This is a genomic window from Micromonospora haikouensis (genome assembly GCF_900091595.1).
GTDB classification, from domain to species: domain Bacteria; phylum Actinomycetota; class Actinomycetes; order Mycobacteriales; family Micromonosporaceae; genus Micromonospora; species Micromonospora haikouensis.
Map to the genome: position 1 here is coordinate 339,160 of NZ_FMCW01000002.1, position 18,462 is coordinate 357,621.

Below are 18,462 nucleotides of genomic sequence, written 5' to 3' on the forward strand. Positions count from 1 at the left end.
GCATCGTGGCGGTCCGGCCCGCTCAGGGGCGGTCCCGCTCCAGCAGGGCGGCGAGCCGCTCGGCCGTCGACGGCGCGTGCAGGTGCAACCGGGCCACGTTGATGCTGTCCTGACCCACCACGGCGAGCAGCGCCTGCGGGCTGACGGCGTAGACGCTCAGGTAGCCGCGGTCGTTGCGGACGGTGGACTGCTGGAACTCGCCCTGGCCCAGCCGCAGCCCCACCTGCCGGCCCAGGCCGTACGTGGTCGCGGCGAGCGCGGCCAGGTCGTTCGGGTCGACGTCGGTCTGCATGTTGTGGGTGATGAGCAGGCCGTCCACGCCGCCGAGGACGCAGCCGTGCACGCCGGGGATCTGCAACCGCAGGTCGGCCAGCTCCTGCCCGATCGCCGAGTACGGCAGCGCGGGGTTGCCCGCCAGCGAGGGCGGGAACGACCGGGGCGCCGGCAGGTCCCCCGGCTGCCGCGCGGTGCGCCGGGGCAGGACGGTTCCGGTGCTGTCGACCACGCTCACAGCTCCAGGCTCTCCTCGATGACGCGCAGCTGGTGGCGGGCCATCGCCAGGTTGGCCCGGCTCTTGCTCACCATCAGGTACAGGAACAGGCCCTTGCCCGTCCGGCTGGTGACCGGCCGGATCAGGTGGTACTGCGAGCCGAGGGTGATGAGGATGTCCTCGATCTCGTCGTTCAGGTTCAGCATCTCGATGGTGCGCAGCTTGGCGCGGACCACGTCCGTGTTGCCGGCGGCGGCGACCGTCAGGTCGATCTCCCCGGTGCCGCCGGCGACGCCGAGCGTCATCCCGCTGTTGTAGTCGACCAGCGCGGCGCCGATCGCGCCATCGATGTTCATCGCGCTCTTGAGTGCGACGTCAAGGTTCGCCACGGTGTTGTCCCCCAGGTCGGGCGCGCGGGCGGCCTGTGCATTGCCGTGGGTCACCTGTCGGTGACAGGGGCGCCGCGCCGCGCAGAAGGTTTCGCAGAGGCTCGCACACGGCGCGGCGGGGCGCACCCGCAAGCAGTCGTATCGACCTGAGCGGAGGGGCGTGCCGGCTCGCCGGTCCCGTAAGTGGGACCCGGTGACGGATGGCCCGTTCTCGTCCAGGCTGATATGAAGCCCCCCAGGGTGGGCGGTAGGGGACGGGAGCGCACTTACCGACCGCCGCGCGGTCTCCGCCGACACCGCGCCGGCCGCGCCGTCGTGGCGGCCGTCCCGGCGGGGCCCCGCGGCGGCGCGGACTCCCGGTCGTCGGGTTCCGCCATTCCGGCCCGGCGGCCGGTCGGCACGTCTACTGTGGAAGACGTCGGCGACTATTTGCCTGAACCGGTGGCGGCCGGGCGGTGCGCGGTGCACAGTGATCCCATGAGCGACAGCGGAAGTGGTGGGCACTACTACTGGTGCACGCGACACCACCGGGTCGAGACCGAGGCCGACGTCTGCGCGGCGCGGCACGTGCTCGGGCCGTACGCCTCGGCGGCCGACGCGGAGAACGCCCTGCAACAGGTGCGGGAGCGCAACGACGCGTGGGACGCCGAGGACGCCCGTTGGGCCGGGGAGGACAGATAAACGGCGCGGGACGGCCCGCGTCGAGGAACTCCGTGCCCCGAGAGGAGGCACGCGAGCGCATGTCCCCAAGGAGGGAACCACGATGGCCGAAGCACAAAAGGCCACCACCCGCCCGGCCGCCCAACGTGCGACCGCGAAGAAGACCGCCGCGGCCGGACGGGCCACGGGCTCGACCCGGGCCGCCACCACGGCGACCCGGCGGTCGACCGTGACCAAGGCGTCCCCGAACGCCTCCGGCGCCGGGGCCGGCCGGGTGCCGGCGAAGAAGGCGGTCGCGAAGAAGGCCGCCGCGACGAAGGTGGCGACCAGCAGGACCCCGGTCGGCAGCAGGACCGCGGCGAAGAAGGCACCCGCGACGCGGACGTCGGCGAAGAAGGCCCCGGCCGCCAAGACCACGACCGCCAGGAAGACCACCGCCGCGAAGACCACCGCCACCAAGACCGCGAGGAGCGCCACCGGCGCGGCGGCGACCAAGCGGACGACGGCGGCGACCAAGAAGGCATCCCCGGCGGCGAAGCGGACGACCACGACGGCGGCGAAGCGCACGACCACGACGGCCAAGCGCACCGGCGCGACGGCGGCGAAGCGCACGACGACGGCGGCGAAGCGCACGACGACGGCGGCGAAGAAGGCGCCCACGGCGGCGAAGCGCACGGCCGCAGCCGCGAAGAAGGCCCCGGCGGCGAAGAAGACCACGGCCCGGAAGACCACGGTCGCGAAGAAGGCCCCGGCCGCCAAGAAGACCACGGCACGGAAGACCACGTCGTCCCGGTCCACCGCCACCCGCACGGCCACCGCCAGGAAGGCCCCGGCGAGGAAGTCGACGCCCTCCCGTAACCCCTGATCCCGCCCACCCCGCCCCGTCGACCAGGAGGTTCGCGCCGAAGGCCCGCCGGCCGGCGACGTGAACCTCTTGGCCGACCCCGCGGTGCGGGGCGCCGCGGTGCGGTGGGTGGGAGGTGTCAGGATGGGGCCGTGGTGATCCGACGCGTCCTCGCGCCCCGCATCGACTTCGGTGCGCTGCGCCGCGAGCTGGAACTGCCCGATCGGTTCCCGCCCGCGGCGCAGCGCGAGGCCGAGGAGGCCGCCGCCGCGCCGCCCCGGCCCGACGTCGACCGCACCGACGTCCCGTTCGTCACCGTCGACCCGGCCACCTCACGGGACCTCGACCAGGCGATGCACCTCGCCCGCCGCCGGAGTGGCGGCTTCCGGGTCCGGTACGCCATCGCCGACGTCGCCGCCCACGTGCGCCCCGGCGGCGCGCTGGAGGAGGAGACCTGGCGGCGCGGGCAGACCGTCTACCTGCCCGACGGCAACGTCCCCCTGCACCCGGAGACGCTCAGCGAGGGCGCGGCCAGCCTGCTGCCCGACCAGGACCGGGCGGCCGTGGTGTGGACGATCGACCTCGACGCCGACGGCGGCACGGTCGCCGTCGCGCTGGAACGCGCCCTGGTGCGCAGCCGCGCCAAGCTGGACTACGTCGGCGTCCAGGCCGCCGCCGACGCCGGTCGGCTGCCCGAGCCGATCGCCCTGCTCCCCGAGCTCGGCGCGCTGCTCACCGCACGCGGCCTGCGCCGGGGCGCGGTCAACCTGCCGCTGCCCGAGCAGGACGTCGAACCGGACGGCGACGGCTGGCGGCTGGTGCTGCGCGGCCCCGTCCCGATGGAGGAGCACAACGCACAGATCTCCCTGCTCACCGGGATGGCCGCCGCCGACATCATGCTCGCCGGCGGGATCGGCCTGCTGCGGACGATGCCGCCGCCGAGGCCGGAGGCGGTGGCCCGGCTGCGCACCGCCGCCGCCCCGCTGGGCGTGCACTGGCCCGACGGCGTCGGCGTCGGTGAGGTGCTGGCCGGGCTGGACGCCTCCGAGCCCAGGGCCGCCGCGTTCGTCGACCAGGCGGCCGAGCTGATGCGCGGTGCCGCGTACACGGCGTTCGACGGCGCGCCGCCCGAGCAGCCGGCACACGGCGGGGTCGCCGCCGCGTACGCCCACGTCACGGCCCCGCTGCGCCGGCTGGCCGACCGGTACGCCACCGAGGTCTGCCTGGCCCTGCACGCCGACCGGCCGGTGCCCGACTGGGCCCGCGCGGCGCTGCCCAGGCTGCCGCAGGTGATGGCCGCGACCGACCGGACTGCCGGCGCGGCGACCCGGGGCGCCGTCGAGCTGGCCGAGGCGGTGCTGCTGGCGCACCGGGTCGGCGAGACCTTCGACGCGGCGGCGCTGGAGGTGGACGAGCCGAGGCCGGGCCGGCAGCCCGGCGGCACGGTGGCGCTGGACGCCCCGCCGGTGCGGGCCCGCTGCACGGGGGCGCTGCCGCTGGGCGAGCGGGTCCGGGTCCGGCTGGTCACCGCCGACCCGGCCACCCGGAAGGTCCTGTTCGCACTGACCTGACGGCCGGCTGCGCGCCCGGCGCTGCTGCCGGACCGGCTGGTTTGCGAGGATGGGCCCATGGCATACGACGCGAGCACGCTGCCCGACGTGTCCGGGCTGGCCGTCGGCATCATCGGCGGCACCGGCGACCAGGGCCGGGGCCTGGCCTACCGCTTCGCCCGCGCCGGGCAGTCCGTGCTGATCGGCTCCCGGTCGGCCGAGCACGCCGCCGAGGCCGCCGCCGAAATCGCCGCCCTGCGGGGCGTGCCGGCCGACGCCGAGGTGGCGGGCGCGGGCAACGAGGAGGTCGCGCGGCGCAGCGACGTGGTCGTGATCGCGGTGCCGTGGGACGGGCACGCGGCGACCGTCGGCGCCCTGGCCGGGCCGCTTGCCGGCAAGATCGTCGTCGACTGCGTCAACCCGCTCGGCTTCGACCGGCAGGGCCCCTACGCGTTGACCGTCGCCGAGGGCAGCGCCGTCCAGCAGGCCGCCGCCCTGCTGCCCGACTCGCGGGTCTGCGCGGCGTTCAACCACGTCAGCGCCCCCCTGCTGGCCGACCCGGAGGTGGACCGGATCGACCTCGACGTGCTGATCTGCACCGAGGACCGCGAGCTGGTGGACGTCGTCGGCGCGCTCGCCGCCCGGATCCCCGGCATGCGGGGCATCTACGCCGGCCGGCTGCGCAATGCCCACCAGATCGAGGCGTTCACGGCCAACCTGATCGCCATCAACAAGCGTTACAAGGCCCACGCCGGCCTCCGCGTCACCGACCTCTGAGCGACGACGGCCCGCCCCGGGCCCGGCGTCTGCCCGACAGGTCGGGCGGACGGGTCGGGCGGACGGGTCGGGCCGCGCCATGTCGCCGACGTGGAGTCGATCACCACCTGTGGGACGGGCTGCCGCGCCGGGGCGGCACCGCGGCGGTAGCAGGCCGCCGGCACACCCAGTTCGGCGCTCGGGTCAGAGGTTCGGGTCGACGCCGACCTTCTTGCAGGCGGCGTTGGCCTTCGCGCCGGCCTTCTCCAGGGCGGCGCTGTCCTCGGCCGCGGCCTCGACGTCCGCGGCGTTCGCGATCCTGCGGGCCTCCGCGCCGACCGCGGCCAGCGCGATGGCGACCTCGCTGCCGGAGCCGCCCGTCGCGGGCGCGACCTCCGACATCTCGGTGAACGCCTTCTTCATCGCCGCCGCCGGGTCTCCGCCGTCCACGACGGCCTTCATCAGCGCCTTCTTCGAGTCGTCCGCGACCTTCTTCGCGGTCTCGCAGAGCTTCTTGTCGGCGGCCGGGTCGGCGGAGGCGGGGGCGGCGGCCGTCGGGGCGGCCGCGCCGGTGGTCGGGGCGGCGGCAGCGGTGGTGGCAGCGGCGGCGGCCGAGGTGGGCGCGGCCGTCGGGGCTGGCTCCTCCCCGCCGCACGCCGCGAGCGCCAGCACGGAGACGCAGGTCAGGACAACGGTTGAGATACGAACATGATCCACGAGCGGGTACCTTAGCCGCTGCGTCCGCTGGCCGGACGCCCGCGTCACCACCCGCCGGCTGTCACCGCCGTCGGGTGGTGACGCGGGCCGCCGGGGCGCTGCCGGTGGACGACGCGGGGCGCGCCGCCCACCGCAGCCCCCGGACGTGTCAGAAGGTGTGCTCGGCGGCCGGGAACCCGCCGCCCCGGACCTCGTCGGCGAACCGCCGGGTCGCCTCGGTCAACGCCCCGGCCAGGTCGGCGTAGCGCTTCACGAACCGGGGGGCCTTCCCGGTGCGCAGGCCGGCCATGTCCTGCCAGACCAGCACCTGCGCGTCGGTGTCCGGCCCGGCGCCGATGCCGACCGTCGGGATCGCCAGTTCCCCGGTGATGCGCTTGGCCACCTCGCCCGGCACCATCTCCAGCACCACCGCGAACGCGCCCGCCTCGGCCACCGCGAGGGCGTCGGCGAACACCTCGTCGGCCGTGTCGCCGCGCCCCTGCACCCGGTATCCGCCGAGGGTGTGCTCGCTCTGCGGGGTGAAGCCGACGTGCGCCATCACCGGGATGCCGGCCCCGACGATCGCGGCGACCTGGTCGGCGCAGCGCCGGCCGCCCTCCAGCTTCACCGCGTGGCAGCCGCCCTCCTTCATGAACCGCACGGCGGTGCGCAGCGCCTGCGTCGGCCCCTCCTCGTACGAGCCGAACGGCAGGTCGCCGACGACCAGCGCCTGCTTCGTCGCCCGCACCACCGCCCGCACCAGCGGCAGCAGCTCCTCGGTGGTCACCGGCAGCGTCGTCTCGTAGCCGAAGACGTTGTTCGCCGCCGAGTCGCCGACCAGCAGCGCCGGGATCCCGGCGGCGTCGAAGATCGACGCCGTGTACTGGTCGTACGAGGTGAGCATCGACCACTTCTCGCCGCGCTCCTTGGCGGCGAGCAGGTCGCGGGTGCGCACCCGCCGGGTGGCCGGGCCGCCGTAGAGGGCGGTCACCTCGGTCGGGGTGGACTCCACCATGACTGTCTCCTTCCTCGAGGCCGCGTGCGCGGTCCCCGGGTCCGTCGCAAGCGTCGCACCGCGCGACGGTCGACGGCAGGAGGCAGTGGAGGATTTCACTCCCCGGCGGGACCGGGCGCGCCCCCGCCGCCCGGCGGCGCCCCCGGCGCCGGCCGGGCTCAGCCGTCCTCGCGCCAGCGGTTGGTGATCGGCAGCCGCCGGTCCCGTCCGAACGCCTTCATCGAGATCTTCGTGCCGGGGGCCGACTGCCGCCGCTTGTATTCCGCGGTGTCCACCATCCGCAGCACCCGGTCGACGACCGCCGGGTCGTGCCCCGACTCGACGAGCCCCGTGCGGCCCAGGTCGCCGTCGACGTACCCGATCAGGATCGGGTCGAGCACGTCGTAGTCCGGCAGCGTGTCGCTGTCGAGCTGGCCGGGGCTCAGCTCGGCGCTCGGCGGCTTGCCGATCGAGTTCTCCGGGATCGGCGGGGTCTCGCCCCGGCGGGCGGCGTCGGCGTTGCGCCACTTCGCCAGCCGCCAGATCAGCGTCTTCCACACGTCCTTGACCGGGTTGAAGCCGCCGACCGAGTCGCCGTAGAGAGTGGAGTAGCCCACCGCCAGCTCGCTCTTGTTGCCGGTGGTGAGGACCAGGTGGCCCTCCTGGTTCGACAGCGCCATCAGGATCACCCCGCGCACCCGGGCCTGGAGGTTCTCCACCGTCACCCCGGACAGCGACATGTTCGCCAGGAACGTGTCCACCATCGGCTGGATCGGCTCGACCCGGTAGTCCAGGCCGGTGCGCTTGGCCAGGTCCTCCGCGTCGGCCCGGGAGTGTTCCGACGAGTGCCGGCTGGGCAGCGAGACGCCGACCAACCGGTCCGGGCCGAGCGCGTCGACCGCGAGGGCCGCCACGACCGCCGAGTCGATGCCGCCGGAGAGCCCCAGCACCACCGACGGGAACCGGTTCTTGTCGACGTAGTCGCGCAGGCCCAGCACCAGCGCCTGCCACACCTCCGCCTCGTCGGCCACCGGCTCGATGATCCCGCCCACCGCCGCCGCGCCGCCGGGTGCCGGCGGGACGTCGCCGACCGCGGCCCGCACGATCCGCATGCCCGCGGCCAGCTCGCCGCCGGCCGGCGCCGCCCCGCCGGCCATGGCCGCGTCGCCGCCGCGACCCTCGGCCGCCGGCAGCTCGACGTCGTGCACGAGCAGGTGCTCGACGAACTGGGGGGCGCGGGCCAGCAGCGTCCCGTCCGCGCCGACGATCAGCGAGTCGCCCTCGAAGACCAGCTCGTCCTGGCCGCCGACCATGTTGACGTACGCCACGGCGGCACCGGCCTCGGCGGCCCGGCGGCGCACCAGCGGCAGCCGGATGTCGTCCTTGTTCAGCTCGTACGGCGAGCCGTTGATCGTGACGACCAGGCCGACGCCGGCCTGCCGGGCCGCCGCGAACGGACCCCCGGCCTGCCACATGTCCTCGCAGATGGTCAGGGCGACGTCCACCCCGCCGACGCGGACCACCGTCAGCGCGTCGCCCGGGACGAAGTAGCGGTCCTCGTCGAACACCCCGTAGTTGGGCAGGTGGTGCTTGAAGTAGGTGGCCACCACCTCGCCGCCGTGCAGCACCGCCGCGGCGTTGCGGGCCCCCCGGCCCGGCTCGGCGTCGGAGCTGACCTGCGGCGGGCCGTCGGCGTCGAGGTACCCGACCACCACCGGCACCCCGCTCAGGCCGTCGGCGGCCAGGTCGGCGGCGAGGCGGCGCAGCGCGGCCTGCGACGCGGCGACGAAGGACCGGCGGAACACCAGGTCCTCGACCGGGTACCCGGTGAGCACCATCTCCGGGAACAGGACGAGCTGGGCGCCGGCGTCGGCGGCCGTGCGGGTCCACCGGCGGACCAGGCCGGCGTTGCCGGCGAGGTCGCCGACGCTCGGGTTGACCTGGGACAGGGCGAGACGCAGGGTGGGCATGTCCACATCTTGCCCCAGCCGGCCGACGCCGACACGGCGGCGGCGCGGAGACGGCGGCCACTCGTGCGGCGACGCCCGGCAGCCCGGCGGGGGTCCGTCCGCCAGGGGGCGGGACACGACAGGACGCGGTCCGGGCCGGTCGCGTAACGTCTGCGTAAAGGAGCCGGTGGAGACTGGGCGGCCAGGCCCCACCGGTGGTGGAGACAGTGGCACGAGGGGTGGAAGTGGACCGTCAGCAGGAGTTCGTCCTCCGTACGCTGGAAGAGCGGGACATCCGGTTCGTCCGGCTGTGGTTCACCGACGTGCTGGGCACGCTCAAGAGCGTGTCGGTGGCCCCCGCCGAGCTGGAGGCCGCGTTCGAGGAGGGCATCGGGTTCGACGGCTCGGCGATCGAGGGCTTCGCCCGGGTCTTCGAGTCCGACATGGTGGCCATGCCCGACCCGACCACCTTCCAGGTGTTCCCCTTCGAGGGTGGCGTCAGCGGCGAGAGCGCCCGGATGTTCTGCGACATCCTGCTGCCCGACGGCGGCCCGTCCTGGGCCGACCCCCGGCATGTGCTGCGCCGGATGCTGTCCAAGGCCGCAGAGAAGGGCTTCACCTTCTACACCCACCCCGAGATCGAGTTCTTCCTGCTGGAGAACGGCCCGCAGGACGGCTCGGTGCCGACCCCCGTCGACACGGGCGGCTACTTCGAGCACACCACCCACGCCGTGGCGCGGGACTTCCGCCGCCAGGCCGTGCTGGCCCTGGAGCGCATCGGCATCTCGGTGGAGTTCAGCCACCACGAGGTCGCCCCCGGCCAGCAGGAGATCGACCTGCGGTACGCGGACGCGCTGACCACCGCCGACAACATCATGACCTTCCGGCACGTGGTCAAGGAGGTCGCGCTCTCCACCGGCGTGCAGGCCAGCTTCATGCCGAAGCCGTTCACCGACCAGCCGGGCAGCGGCATGCACACCCACCTGTCGCTGTTCGAGGGCGAGCGCAACGCGTTCCACGACGGCGGCGACCCGATGAAGCTGTCGAAGGTGGCAAAGTCGTTCATCGCCGGGCTGCTCACCCACGCCCGGGAATACACGGCGGTCACCAACCAGTGGGTCAACTCCTACAAGCGGCTGTTCCCGCAGGCGCTGCCCGACCGGATCACCGAGAGCCCCGCGTACGTCTGCTGGGGTCACCTCAACCGGTCGGCGCTGGTCCGCGTCCCGGCCTACGGCAAGCCGAACTCGGCCCGGGTGGAGGTCCGCTCGCTGGACTCGGCGACGAACCCCTACCTGGCGTTCGCGGTGCTGCTCGGCGCCGGCCTCAAGGGCATCGAGGAGGGCTACGAGCTGCCCCCGGGCGCCGAGGACGACGTCTGGTCGCTGAGCAGCGCCGAGCGCAAGGCGATGGGCTACGAGGCGCTGCCGGAGAACCTGGCCGAGGCGATCGACGTGATGGCCGGCTCGGAACTGGTCGCGGAGGTGCTCGGCGAGCACGTCTTCGACTTCTTCCTGCGCAACAAGCGGGCCGAGTGGGAGCAGTACCGCCGCGAGGTCACCCCCTACGAGCGGCAGCGCTACCTGTCGCTCTAGGCGCCGCAGGCCGGCGGTCTGTCGGGGAGTTGCGGCGGGCCGCTATCGTCTCGATCACCGCGCCGGCACCCCCGCCGGGCGGCAGGTGGTGGGAGGCAGTCGGTGCTGGAGGACCTGCTCAGCGGAGCATGGCAGAGCGTCGTGTTCGGGGTCGTCGGGGTGGGGCTGATGGCGGCCGGCTTCGGCCTGGTCGACCTGCTCACCCCCGGGAGGCTGCGCGAGCTGATCTGGGTGCGGCGCAACGGCAACGCGGCGTTGCTGCTCGCCGCGAACCAGCTCGGCATCGCCGGCATCGTGTTCACCGCGATCCTGACCAGCTACAGCGACTTCGCGAAGGGCCTGGCGTCCACGGTCGTCTTCGGGCTGATCGGCCTGCTGATCATGGCGCTGGCGTTCTTCGTGCTCGACCTGCTGACCCCCGGTCGGCTGGGCGAGATCATCTGCTCCGACGAGCCGCACCCGGCGGCCCGGGTCAGCGCCGCCACCCACTTCGGGGCCGCGCTGATCGTCTGCGCCTGCATCGCCTGAGCGGCCTGTCACACCCGGCGGCTAGCTTCGCGGGGTGAACCGCACCGACCGCCTCTACGCCCTGGTGGAGGAGCTGCGGGCGGTGTCGCCCCGGCCGCGCAGCGCCCGCTGGCTCGCCGGCCGCTTCGAGGTCAGCTCCCGCACCATCGAGCGCGACATCGCCGCGTTGCAGCAGGCCGGGGTGCCGATCTGGGCCGAGCCGGGCCGCACCGGCGGCTACGTGGTCGACCGCGCGCACACCCTGCCGCCGGTGAACCTCACCGCCGTGGAGGCGGTGGCGATGGCCGTCGCGCTGCACCGCCTCGACGGCGGCCCGTTCGCCGAGGCGGGCGCGACGGCCCTGCGCAAGCTGCTCGCCGTCATGCCGCCGGCCGACGCCGCCGAGGCCCGCCGGCTCGCCGGGCGGGTGCACCTGGTCGGGGGCGGGCCGGCCGCGCCCGTCCCGGCCGCCGTCGCCGGGGCGGTCACCGCCGCCCGGGTCCTGCGCATCGGATACGCGGACCGGGCCGGCGCCGCCACCGAGCGCACCGTGGAGCCGCTGGGCTTCCTCGGCAACCCCTGGCACTGGTATCTGCTGGCCTGGTGCCGGCTGCGCGACGGCCCGCGCGCGTTCCGCCTCGACCGGATCTCCTCGGTGACCGTGCTGGCCGAGCCGGTGACCCGGGAGCTGCACCCCGACGTGCTGGACATCCCGCGTCAGGTCGTCCGCCAGCTCACCCTCGCCTGAACCGCGCCGCGCGCCCCCGCCCGATCCCGTCGGAAACACCGACAGGACGCTGTCGCGGCGCGAGGCGAGGCTGGGTCCCGCGACGCCGGTCGACCGGCCGGCGCGACGTAGGGGAGGCAGTCCATGACCACGACCAACGCGATCACCTGGTTCGAGATCGGCACCGACCGGCCGGACGAGGCCGAGCGCTTCTACGGCGAGCTGTTCGGCTGGGAGTTCGCCGAGCAGGGCGCGCCGGGCCGGTCGTACCGGGTGACCGGCGGCGGGGCGGGCGGCGAGGGGATCGGCGGGGCGATCCGCGCCTCCGACGGCAGCACGCCGAACTACGCGATCTTCTACGCGCAGGTGGCGGACGTGGCCGACGCCGTCCGGCGGGCGGAGACGGCCGGCGGCCGGGTGCTGGTGCCCACGTTCACCGCACCGAGCGGGCTCACCTTCGCCCACCTGCTCGACCCGTCGGGCAACCACTTCGGCGTCTTCACGCCGCCCCCGGGGCGGTGAGCGCCGCCTTGCGCACGTGGTGAGCGCCGCCTTGCGCACGTGGTGAGCGCCGCCTTGCGTGGGTGGTGAGCGCCGCGCGCCATGACGCCGACATGGCGGGGTCGGAGTGCTCCGGACCCCGCCATGTCGGCGACCTGGTGTTGCTCAGGTGCGCGGCGTCACTCGCCGGCCGGGCCGCCGTGGCCCCGGCCCCAGCCGCCGGGGAAGCCGCCCCCGCCGGGGAAGACGCCGGCCTCGACGGCCTTGGTGATGGCGTCGGCCTGCTCCTGGGTGAGCTTGCCGTCCTTGACGGCCTGGGCCAGCCGCTCCTTCAGCGCGGCCTGCCGGTCGGCGGCGTCGGGGCGCTCACCACGCTCGCCGACCTTGCCCCGCTCGCCGAGCTTGCCCAGCCCCGGACGGTCGGCCTTGTGCTGCTCCCGGACCTTCTCCAGGGCGGCGGTCACCTTGTCGGTGGAGACGCCCAGCTCCTTGGCGAGCGCCTCGGCGAACTCCGACTGCCGCTCGGCCCGCTTCTCCTGCCGATCGGTGTGCTCGCTGCTGCTGGCGCTCGGCGACGGAGTCCCCTCCTCGGCGAACGCGATGGTCGGCGCCGCGATCCCCACGCCGAGCACGCCGGCCGCCGCGAGGCCGGCCAGCACGTGCTTCTTCGACATCTTGCGGGACATCCTGTGTCCTCCAGATTCGTTGCTCGGATGCGATGACGTCACCGACAGTGACGGATCTAGCTGGGCCGGAGCCGTGGCGACCCTGTCAGCGAGCTGAAAATCGGGCATTTGGGGGCGGACAAACCGGTTGCCGGGGGACACCGGGCACGGCAGGGTGGCCCGTGACCCACAGAGAGGCGGGACGCCCGTGCCGCAGCCCACCATCCGCGAGACCGCCCTGCCCGACCCGGACTGCGGGCCGTACGGGATCGCCGCCGGCCCCGACGGCGCGCTCTGGGCGACGCTGGTCCACTCCGGCGGCATCGCCCGGGTGAGCGCCGACGGCACCGTGCGGGTCCACCCCGGCGACCCGGCGAGCCGGCCCCTCGTCGTCACCGCCGGCCCCGACGGCGCGCTCTGGTTCACCCGCTCCGGCGACGACCGGCTCGGCCGGATCACCACCGCCGGGGCGGCGACCTCCGTCGCGCTGCCGGCCGGCACCGGCCCCGGCGGCATCGCCGCCGGCCCCGACGGAGCCCTCTGGTACGCGGGGATGAGCAACGACACCGTCGGCCGGGTCGACGTCGACGGCGCCCACACGGCGTACCCGCTGCCGACCTCCGGCGGGTTCCCGTCGATGATCACGGCGGGGCCCGACGAGGCCCTCTGGTTCACCCTCCACCAGGCCAACGCCGTCGGCCGGATCGCCTGCGACGGCGAGGTGGCCCTGCACCCGCTGCCCACCGCCGCCGCCGGCCCGGTCGGCATCGCCCTCGGCGTCGACGGGGCGCTGTGGTTCGTCGAGATCGCCGCCGGTCAGCTCGGCCGGATCACCACCGACGGGCGGATCGAGGAGTTCCCGCTGCCCGACCGCGCCGCCCGCCCGCACGCGATCGTGGCCGACGCGGCCGGCGGCTGCTGGTTCACCGAGTGGGCGGCCAACCGCATCGGCCACGTCACGGCCGCCGGCCGCGTCGACGCGTACGACCTGCCCACCCCCGGCTCGGAGCCGCACGGCCTGGCGGTCCTGCCCGACGGCACGGTCCACGCCGCCCTGGAGTCGGGCGCGATCGCCCACCTCACCCCGGCCTAGCGGACGGCGGGGGCGGCGGTCAGGGTGCCGGTGGTGGCGTCGAGGATGGCCTCCGTGCCGACGGGGACGGTGAGCTGGCCGTGGCCGTGGCCGATCGGCAGGCCGCCGAGGACCGGCACACCGAGGTCGCCGAGGCGGTCAGTCAGCACGTCGGCGACCGTGGTGTCCCAGCCGTCCGCGCAGTCGGTGAACTGGCCGACGGCCACCCCGGCCAGGCCGTCCAGCGCCCCGGCCCGGCGCAGCTGGGTGAGCATCCGGTCGACCTTGTACGGGGGCTCCTGCACGTCCTCGACCAGCAGGACCGCCCCCGTCAGGTCCGGCATGTCGGCGGTGCCGAGGGTGGCGGCGAGCAGGCACAGGTTGCCGCCGAGCAGCGTGCCCGTGGCGCGACCGGGCACCCGTACCCCGAAGGTCTCCTCGCCGGGGACGGCGGCGACGGTGACCGGCGCGGTGGTCATCAACGCCGCGTGCAGCGACTCGGCGGAGCGCAGCGGGGTGCGCTCGTCCCGCCAGGCCGCCCCGGGGCCGTGCACGCCGGCCAGCCGCGCGCCCCGCCACAGGGCAAGCTGGAGCGCGGTGATGTCGGAGAAGCCGGCCACCACCTTCGGGTCCCGGCGCACCGCCGCCATGTCGAGGGCGTCCACGACGCGTTGCGCGCCGTAGCCGCCCCGGGTGCAGATCACCCCGCGCACCTGCGGGTCGGCGAACGCGGCGTTCAGGTCGGCGGCGCGCAGCTCGTCCGCGCCGGCCAGGTAACCCCGCCGGGCGTACGCGTGCGGGGCGGGCACCGGCCGCAGCCCCCAGCCGGTGAGCAGCTCCACGCCCCGGGCCACCCGCTCCGGCCGGGTCGGCCCGGACGGCGACACCAGCAGCACCGTGTCGCCGGGGCGCAGGGCCGGTGGACGCAGCACGGCGGCCGGGCGCGGCACGGCGTCGTCGGCGGTCACAGCCGCAGAGCCTAGCCGCCGGCCGGCTCCCCGCAGCGGGCACTCCTGCACGGGACCGGACGCGCCCGGCGCGCGGGCCGAGGCGTTCCGGGCGGCGGTCGACGCACCCGATAGCCTCGACGGCGTGGGAACCGCGCTGGTGATCGAGAACGACCCGACCGACGACCCCCGCCGCCTGGGGGAGTGGCTGGTGGAGGGGGGCCTGGAGCTGCGCGTGCTGCGCCCGCACGCCGGCGACGACCTCCCCGACGACCTCGACGGGTACGTCGCGCTGGTGGTGCTCGGCGGCGACCAGCACGCCTACCCGACACCCGACGGCACCCCCGGCGCCCCCTGGTTCGGCAAGCTGGAGGGGCTGCTCCGCAAGGCCGTCCGGCACCGGGTGCCCACCCTCGGCGTGTGCCTCGGCGCGCAGCTGCTCGCCACCGCCCACGCCGGCCTGGTCGAGCGCAGCCCGTCCGGGCCCGAGGTCGGCCCGGCCGTCGTCGGCCGGCGGGACGCCGCCGAGACCGACCCGCTGTTCCGGTACGTGCCGCTGATCCCCGACGTGCTCCAGTGGCACACCGACGAGATCACCGAGCTGCCGCACGGGGCGACGCTGCTGGCCGCGTCCACCCGCTACCCGCACCAGGCGTTCCGGCTCGGCGACCGGGCCTGGGGCCTGCAGTTCCACATTGAGTGCGACACCGCGATGATCGCCGACTGGGCGGCCGGCTCCGCCCTGCTCGACGAGCTGGGCTACGACACCGAGCTGGTCGTCGCCGCCTGCGACCGGGTGATGGCCGACGTCGAGGAGGTGTGGCAGCCGTTCGCGATCCGGTTCGCCGCCCTCGCCCTCGGCGAGCTGGGCGACGACAGCGTCCGGCGTCCCCTGCCGCTGCTGGGGCACTGAGGCGATGATGAGCAGACCCGCGCGGGGCCGGCTCGCCCGCTACGGCTTCGGCACCGACGACGGCTCCCGCGCCGCCGACCTGCTCGGCCCGGCCGGGCTCGACCTGTGGCACCCGCAGGAGCAGGAGCCGGTCGACGACCGGGCCGCCGAGCTGCTGGCCGCGCTGTCCCGGGCCGCCGACCCCGACCTGGCCCTGCGCCAGCTGCACCGCCTCGTCGAGGCCGAGCGCCGCACCACCGGGGGCGCCGCCCCACCCGCCACCAACGGCGCGCCCGCCACCAACGGCAGCGGTGCGGGCGGTGCTGGCGACCGGGCCGCCGGCTCGGCCGTGCTGGACGCCCTGCACGCCGACCCGGGGCTGCGCCGCCGGCTGGTCGCCGTGCTCGGCGCGTCCTCGGCCCTCGGCGACCACCTGGTGGCCAACCCCCACCAGTGGCCGGTGCTCGCCACCGCCCCCGACGGGCTCGCCCCCGCCGCCGAGGGCCGGCTCGACCTGGCCGCCGCCGCCCGCCTCACCCCGTCCACCCAGCCGGTGGCGGTGCTGCGGCAGGCGTACCGGCTGGCCCTGCTGCGCATCGCGGCGGCCGACCTGACCGGCGGCCGGGCCCTGGAGCAGACCATGGCCGCGCTGTCCGCGCTGGCCGACGCCACCCTCGCGGCGGCGTACGACATCGCGGTGGGCGAGCTGCCCGAGGGCACCGCCGTGCCGCGCCTCGCCGTGGTCGCGATGGGCAAGTGCGGCGGCGGCGAGCTCAACTACGTCTCCGACGTCGACGTGATCTTCGTCTGCGCCGACGACGACGAGCTGCCGGCGGCCACCACGATCGCCACCCGGCTGATCCACGTCTGCGGGCTGGTCGCCTGGCCCGTCGACGCGGCGCTGCGCCCCGAGGGCAACCGGGGCCCGCTGGTGCGCACCCTCGCCAGCCACCTGGCCTACTACCGGCGCTGGGCGCGCACCTGGGAGTTCCAGGCGCTGCTCAAGGCCCGCCCGGCGGCCGGTGACCTGGCGCTGTGCCAGGAGTGGATCGACCAGCTCGCCCCGCTGGTGTGGACCGCCGCCGAGCGGCCCGAGGCCGTCGACGACGTCCGGTCGATGCGCCGGAAGATCATCGACAACATCCCGCCGAAGGAGCTGGAACGCGAGATCAAACGCGGCCCCGGCGGGCTGCGCGACATCGAGTTCGCCGTCCAGCTGCTGCAACTGGTGCACGGCCGCGGCGACGAGACGCTGCGCGTACCCGGGACGATCCCCGCCCTGCGCGCCCTCGTCGCCGGCGGCTACGTGGGCCGCGCCGACGGGGAGGCGCTGCTGCGCGGCTACCGCTTCCTGCGCGGCGTCGAGCACCGGCTCCAGCTCCAGGGCCTGCGCCGCACCCACACCGTGCCGACCGAACCGGCCGCGCTGCGCTGGCTCGCCGCCGCCCTCGGCTACGCGGCCACGCCGGGCCGCAGCGCCGTCGAGGAGTTCCGCGCCGAGTGGGTCACCCACGCCACCGAAGTACGCCGGCTGCACGCCAAGCTGCTCTACCGCCCCCTGCTGGAGTCGGTGGCCCGCGTCCCCGCCGACGGGCTGCGGCTCACCCCCGAGGCGGCCCGGCACCGGCTGGAGATCCTCGGCTTCGCCGACCCGGCCGGGGCGCTGCGGCACCTCCAGGCCCTCACCGGCGGGGTGAGCCGCACCGCCGCCATCCAGCGCACCCTGCTGCCGGTGCTGCTCAGCGAGTTCGCCGACGCCCCCGAGCCCGACCGGGGGCTGCTCAACTACCGGCAGGTCTCCGACTCCCTCGGCAGCACCCCCTGGTATCTGCGGCTGCTGCGCGACTCCGGCCCGGTGGCCCGCCGGCTGGCCCGCGTCCTGTCCTCCTCCCGGTACGCGGCCGACCTGCTGGCCCGCGAGCCGGAGGCGCTGCGGCTGCTCGCCGAGGAGAACGAGCTGACCCCCCGTCCGCGCGCCGTCCTCTGCGAGGGCTTCGCCGCCGCGGCGGCCCGGCACGCCGCCGACCCCGTCGAGGCGACCCGGGCGGTACGCGCGCTGCGCCGCCGGGAACTGGTCCGCATCGCCTGCGCCGACATGCTGAGCCGCGCCGGGTCGCTGGCCCCCACCCCCGGCCGGGACGCCGACCGGGCCGCCGCAGGCCGGAACCCCGACCGGGCGGCGTCGGGCCGGAACCCCGACGCCGCCGGTGGCCGCCCCGACGCCGACGGGCGGGCCGCGCTCGGCCTCGCCGACGTCACCGCCGTCGGCACCGCCCTGTCCGACGTCACCGACGCCACCCTCGCCGCCGCGCTGCGCGCCGCCCGGGCCGCCCAGCCGGCCCTGCCCGGCCTGCGGTTCGCGGTGATCGGCATGGGCCGGCTCGGGGGGTACGAGTCCAACTACCTCTCCGACGCCGACGTGCTCTTCGTCTACGACCCGCCCGCCGGGGCGGACGAGGGCGCGGCCAGCTCCGCCGCCCACGCCATCGCCGAGGAGCTGCGCCGGCTGCTGTCTGCCCCTGCCCCCGACCCGGCGCTCGGCGTCGACGCCGACCTGCGCCCCGAGGGCCGGCAGGGACCCCTCGTGCGCAGCCTCGCCGCCTACGCCCAGTACTACGCCCGCTGGTCGAAGGTGTGGGAGGCGCAGGCGCTGCTGCGCGCCCGGTTCGTCTGCGGCGACGCCGACCTGGGGGCCGAGTTCGAGGCGATGGTCGACCCGGTCCGCTACCCCGCCGACGGGCTCACCCGGGAGCAGATCGTCGAGATCCGCCGGATCAAGGCGCGGGTGGAGACCGAGCGGCTGCCCCGGGGCGCCGACCCGGCCACCCACACCAAGCTGGGCCGGGGCGGGCTCGCCGACGTCGAGTGGGCGGTGCAGCTGCTCCAGCTCCGGCACGCCGGCCGGCTGCCGGCGCTGCGCGGCACGCGTACCCTCGACGCGCTCGCGGCGGCGGCCGACGCGGACCTGGTCGACCCGGCGGACGCCACCGCGATGGCCGCCGGCTGGACCCTCGCCGCGCAGGTCCGCAACGCGCTGATGCTGGTGCGGGGCCGCTCCGGCGACCAGCTGCCCCGGCACGGCGTGGAACTGGCCGGGGTGGTGCGGCTGCTCGGCCGCGACGACCCGGGCGAGTTCCTCGACGAATACCTGCGCACCGCCCGCCGCTCCCGCGCGGCCATGGAGCGCGTCCTCGATGCCTGAGGTGCAAGGAAGGGCCCCTTCTTATC

At 75.6% G+C, this 18,462-nt stretch carries 18 protein-coding genes; 11 read left to right on the top strand and 7 right to left on the bottom strand.

The features are described 5' to 3' along the window. Nucleotides 1–22 precede the first annotated feature (22 nt). Entirely contained in the window at nt 23–511 is a 489-nt protein-coding gene (locus tag GA0070558_RS03255) for a roadblock/LC7 domain-containing protein (RefSeq protein ID WP_077938935.1), read from the bottom strand. Next, nucleotides 508–879 carry a hypothetical protein gene (locus GA0070558_RS03260; RefSeq protein WP_043967064.1) on the bottom strand — a complete coding sequence of 124 codons (372 nt, stop codon included), beginning with the start codon at nt 877–879 and terminating at the stop codon, nt 508–510. The genes GA0070558_RS03255 and GA0070558_RS03260 overlap by 4 nt, the downstream gene beginning before the upstream one ends. A gap of 477 nt (nt 880–1,356) precedes the next feature. Between GA0070558_RS03260 and GA0070558_RS03265 the strand changes: the two genes are divergently transcribed. The 4 genes from GA0070558_RS03265 to npdG all read left to right on the top strand — a co-directional run bounded on the left by GA0070558_RS03265 (nt 1,357) and on the right by npdG (nt 4,710). Next, complete coding sequence (locus GA0070558_RS03265) at nt 1,357–1,560, top strand: hypothetical protein (protein WP_036372683.1); 204 nt, start codon at nt 1,357–1,359, stop codon at nt 1,558–1,560. 82 nt (nt 1,561–1,642) lie between these two features. Further along, on the top strand, nt 1,643–2,404 hold the full coding sequence (locus GA0070558_RS03270) for a hypothetical protein (RefSeq protein WP_091275455.1): 762 nt from the start codon (nt 1,643–1,645) through the stop codon (nt 2,402–2,404). A 131-nt stretch (nt 2,405–2,535) separates the two neighbouring features. After that, nucleotides 2,536–3,954 (top strand): RNB domain-containing ribonuclease, encoded by a 1,419-nt coding sequence (locus GA0070558_RS03275; RefSeq protein ID WP_091275460.1) that lies wholly within the window; start codon nt 2,536–2,538, stop codon nt 3,952–3,954. A 57-nt stretch (nt 3,955–4,011) separates the two neighbouring features. Beyond that, nucleotides 4,012–4,710 carry an NADPH-dependent F420 reductase gene (npdG, locus tag GA0070558_RS03280; protein ID WP_091275464.1) on the top strand — a complete coding sequence of 233 codons (699 nt, stop codon included), beginning with the start codon at nt 4,012–4,014 and terminating at the stop codon, nt 4,708–4,710. A gap of 183 nt (nt 4,711–4,893) precedes the next feature. Here the strand turns inward: npdG and GA0070558_RS33250 are convergent, their stop codons facing one another. From GA0070558_RS33250 to GA0070558_RS03295, 3 genes are all read right to left on the bottom strand, one after another. Beyond that, the gene (locus tag GA0070558_RS33250; RefSeq protein ID WP_176734071.1) at nt 4,894–5,406 is read right to left on the bottom strand and encodes a hypothetical protein; all 513 of its coding nucleotides are present in this window, start codon (nt 5,404–5,406) and stop codon (nt 4,894–4,896) included. 148 nt (nt 5,407–5,554) lie between these two features. After that, nucleotides 5,555–6,400 (bottom strand): 3-methyl-2-oxobutanoate hydroxymethyltransferase, encoded by an 846-nt coding sequence (gene panB / locus GA0070558_RS03290; RefSeq protein WP_077938939.1) that lies wholly within the window; start codon nt 6,398–6,400, stop codon nt 5,555–5,557. A gap of 158 nt (nt 6,401–6,558) precedes the next feature. After that, nucleotides 6,559–8,349 carry an NAD+ synthase gene (locus GA0070558_RS03295; RefSeq protein WP_091275468.1) on the bottom strand — a complete coding sequence of 597 codons (1,791 nt, stop codon included), beginning with the start codon at nt 8,347–8,349 and terminating at the stop codon, nt 6,559–6,561. A gap of 224 nt (nt 8,350–8,573) precedes the next feature. Between GA0070558_RS03295 and glnA the strand changes: the two genes are divergently transcribed. From glnA to GA0070558_RS03315, 4 genes are all read left to right on the top strand, one after another. Continuing rightward, a complete protein-coding gene (gene glnA / locus GA0070558_RS03300; RefSeq protein WP_043967078.1) occupies nt 8,574–9,923 on the top strand; it encodes a type I glutamate--ammonia ligase in 1,350 nt (449 codons plus the stop codon). A gap of 102 nt (nt 9,924–10,025) precedes the next feature. Then, nucleotides 10,026–10,451, top strand: a complete 426-nt coding sequence (locus GA0070558_RS03305) for a DUF350 domain-containing protein (RefSeq protein WP_077938941.1) — start codon at nt 10,026–10,028, stop codon at nt 10,449–10,451. Nucleotides 10,452–10,485: 34 nt separating this feature from the next. Continuing rightward, complete coding sequence (locus GA0070558_RS03310; RefSeq protein ID WP_077938942.1) at nt 10,486–11,178, top strand: helix-turn-helix transcriptional regulator; 693 nt, start codon at nt 10,486–10,488, stop codon at nt 11,176–11,178. 123 nt (nt 11,179–11,301) lie between these two features. Continuing rightward, a complete protein-coding gene (locus GA0070558_RS03315; RefSeq protein WP_043967083.1) occupies nt 11,302–11,679 on the top strand; it encodes a VOC family protein in 378 nt (125 codons plus the stop codon). A gap of 158 nt (nt 11,680–11,837) precedes the next feature. On the opposite strand, the gene GA0070558_RS03320 is transcribed toward GA0070558_RS03315, so the two are convergent. After that, nucleotides 11,838–12,344: a hypothetical protein gene (locus tag GA0070558_RS03320; protein WP_091275472.1), complete on the bottom strand. Its 507-nt coding sequence runs from the start codon at nt 12,342–12,344 to the stop codon at nt 11,838–11,840. Between the two features lie 187 nt (nt 12,345–12,531). Between GA0070558_RS03320 and GA0070558_RS03325 the strand changes: the two genes are divergently transcribed. Next, nucleotides 12,532–13,416 (top strand): Vgb family protein, encoded by an 885-nt coding sequence (locus GA0070558_RS03325; protein WP_091275475.1) that lies wholly within the window; start codon nt 12,532–12,534, stop codon nt 13,414–13,416. On the opposite strand, the gene GA0070558_RS03330 is transcribed toward GA0070558_RS03325, so the two are convergent. Next, nucleotides 13,413–14,363 (bottom strand): S66 peptidase family protein, encoded by a 951-nt coding sequence (locus GA0070558_RS03330; RefSeq protein ID WP_256091734.1) that lies wholly within the window; start codon nt 14,361–14,363, stop codon nt 13,413–13,415. The two genes, GA0070558_RS03325 and GA0070558_RS03330, sit on opposite strands and share 4 nt — an antisense overlap. Nucleotides 14,364–14,487: 124 nt before the next feature. Between GA0070558_RS03330 and GA0070558_RS03335 the strand changes: the two genes are divergently transcribed. Then, a complete protein-coding gene (locus tag GA0070558_RS03335; RefSeq protein WP_091275477.1) occupies nt 14,488–15,255 on the top strand; it encodes a type 1 glutamine amidotransferase in 768 nt (255 codons plus the stop codon). A 7-nt stretch (nt 15,256–15,262) separates the two neighbouring features. After that, a complete protein-coding gene (locus GA0070558_RS03340) occupies nt 15,263–18,436 on the top strand; it encodes a bifunctional [glutamine synthetase] adenylyltransferase/[glutamine synthetase]-adenylyl-L-tyrosine phosphorylase (protein ID WP_091275650.1) in 3,174 nt (1,057 codons plus the stop codon). Nucleotides 18,437–18,462 lie beyond the last annotated feature (26 nt).

Excerpts from the sequence above, each read along its gene's own strand:
- npdG (WP_091275464.1), top strand. The coding sequence starts at position 4,012 with ATGGCATACGACGCGAGCACGCTGCCCGACGTGTCCGGGCTGGCCGTC.
- GA0070558_RS03295 (WP_091275468.1), bottom strand. The coding sequence starts at position 8,349 with ATGCCCACCCTGCGTCTCGCCCTGTCCCAGGTCAACCCGAGCGTCGGC.
- GA0070558_RS03340 (WP_091275650.1), top strand. The coding sequence starts at position 15,263 with ATGAGCAGACCCGCGCGGGGCCGGCTCGCCCGCTACGGCTTCGGCACC.
- GA0070558_RS03315 (WP_043967083.1), top strand. The coding sequence starts at position 11,302 with ATGACCACGACCAACGCGATCACCTGGTTCGAGATCGGCACCGACCGG.
- GA0070558_RS03270 (WP_091275455.1), top strand. The coding sequence starts at position 1,643 with ATGGCCGAAGCACAAAAGGCCACCACCCGCCCGGCCGCCCAACGTGCG.
- GA0070558_RS03265 (WP_036372683.1), top strand. The coding sequence starts at position 1,357 with ATGAGCGACAGCGGAAGTGGTGGGCACTACTACTGGTGCACGCGACAC.
- panB (WP_077938939.1), bottom strand. The coding sequence starts at position 6,400 with ATGGTGGAGTCCACCCCGACCGAGGTGACCGCCCTCTACGGCGGCCCG.
- GA0070558_RS03320 (WP_091275472.1), bottom strand. The coding sequence starts at position 12,344 with ATGTCCCGCAAGATGTCGAAGAAGCACGTGCTGGCCGGCCTCGCGGCG.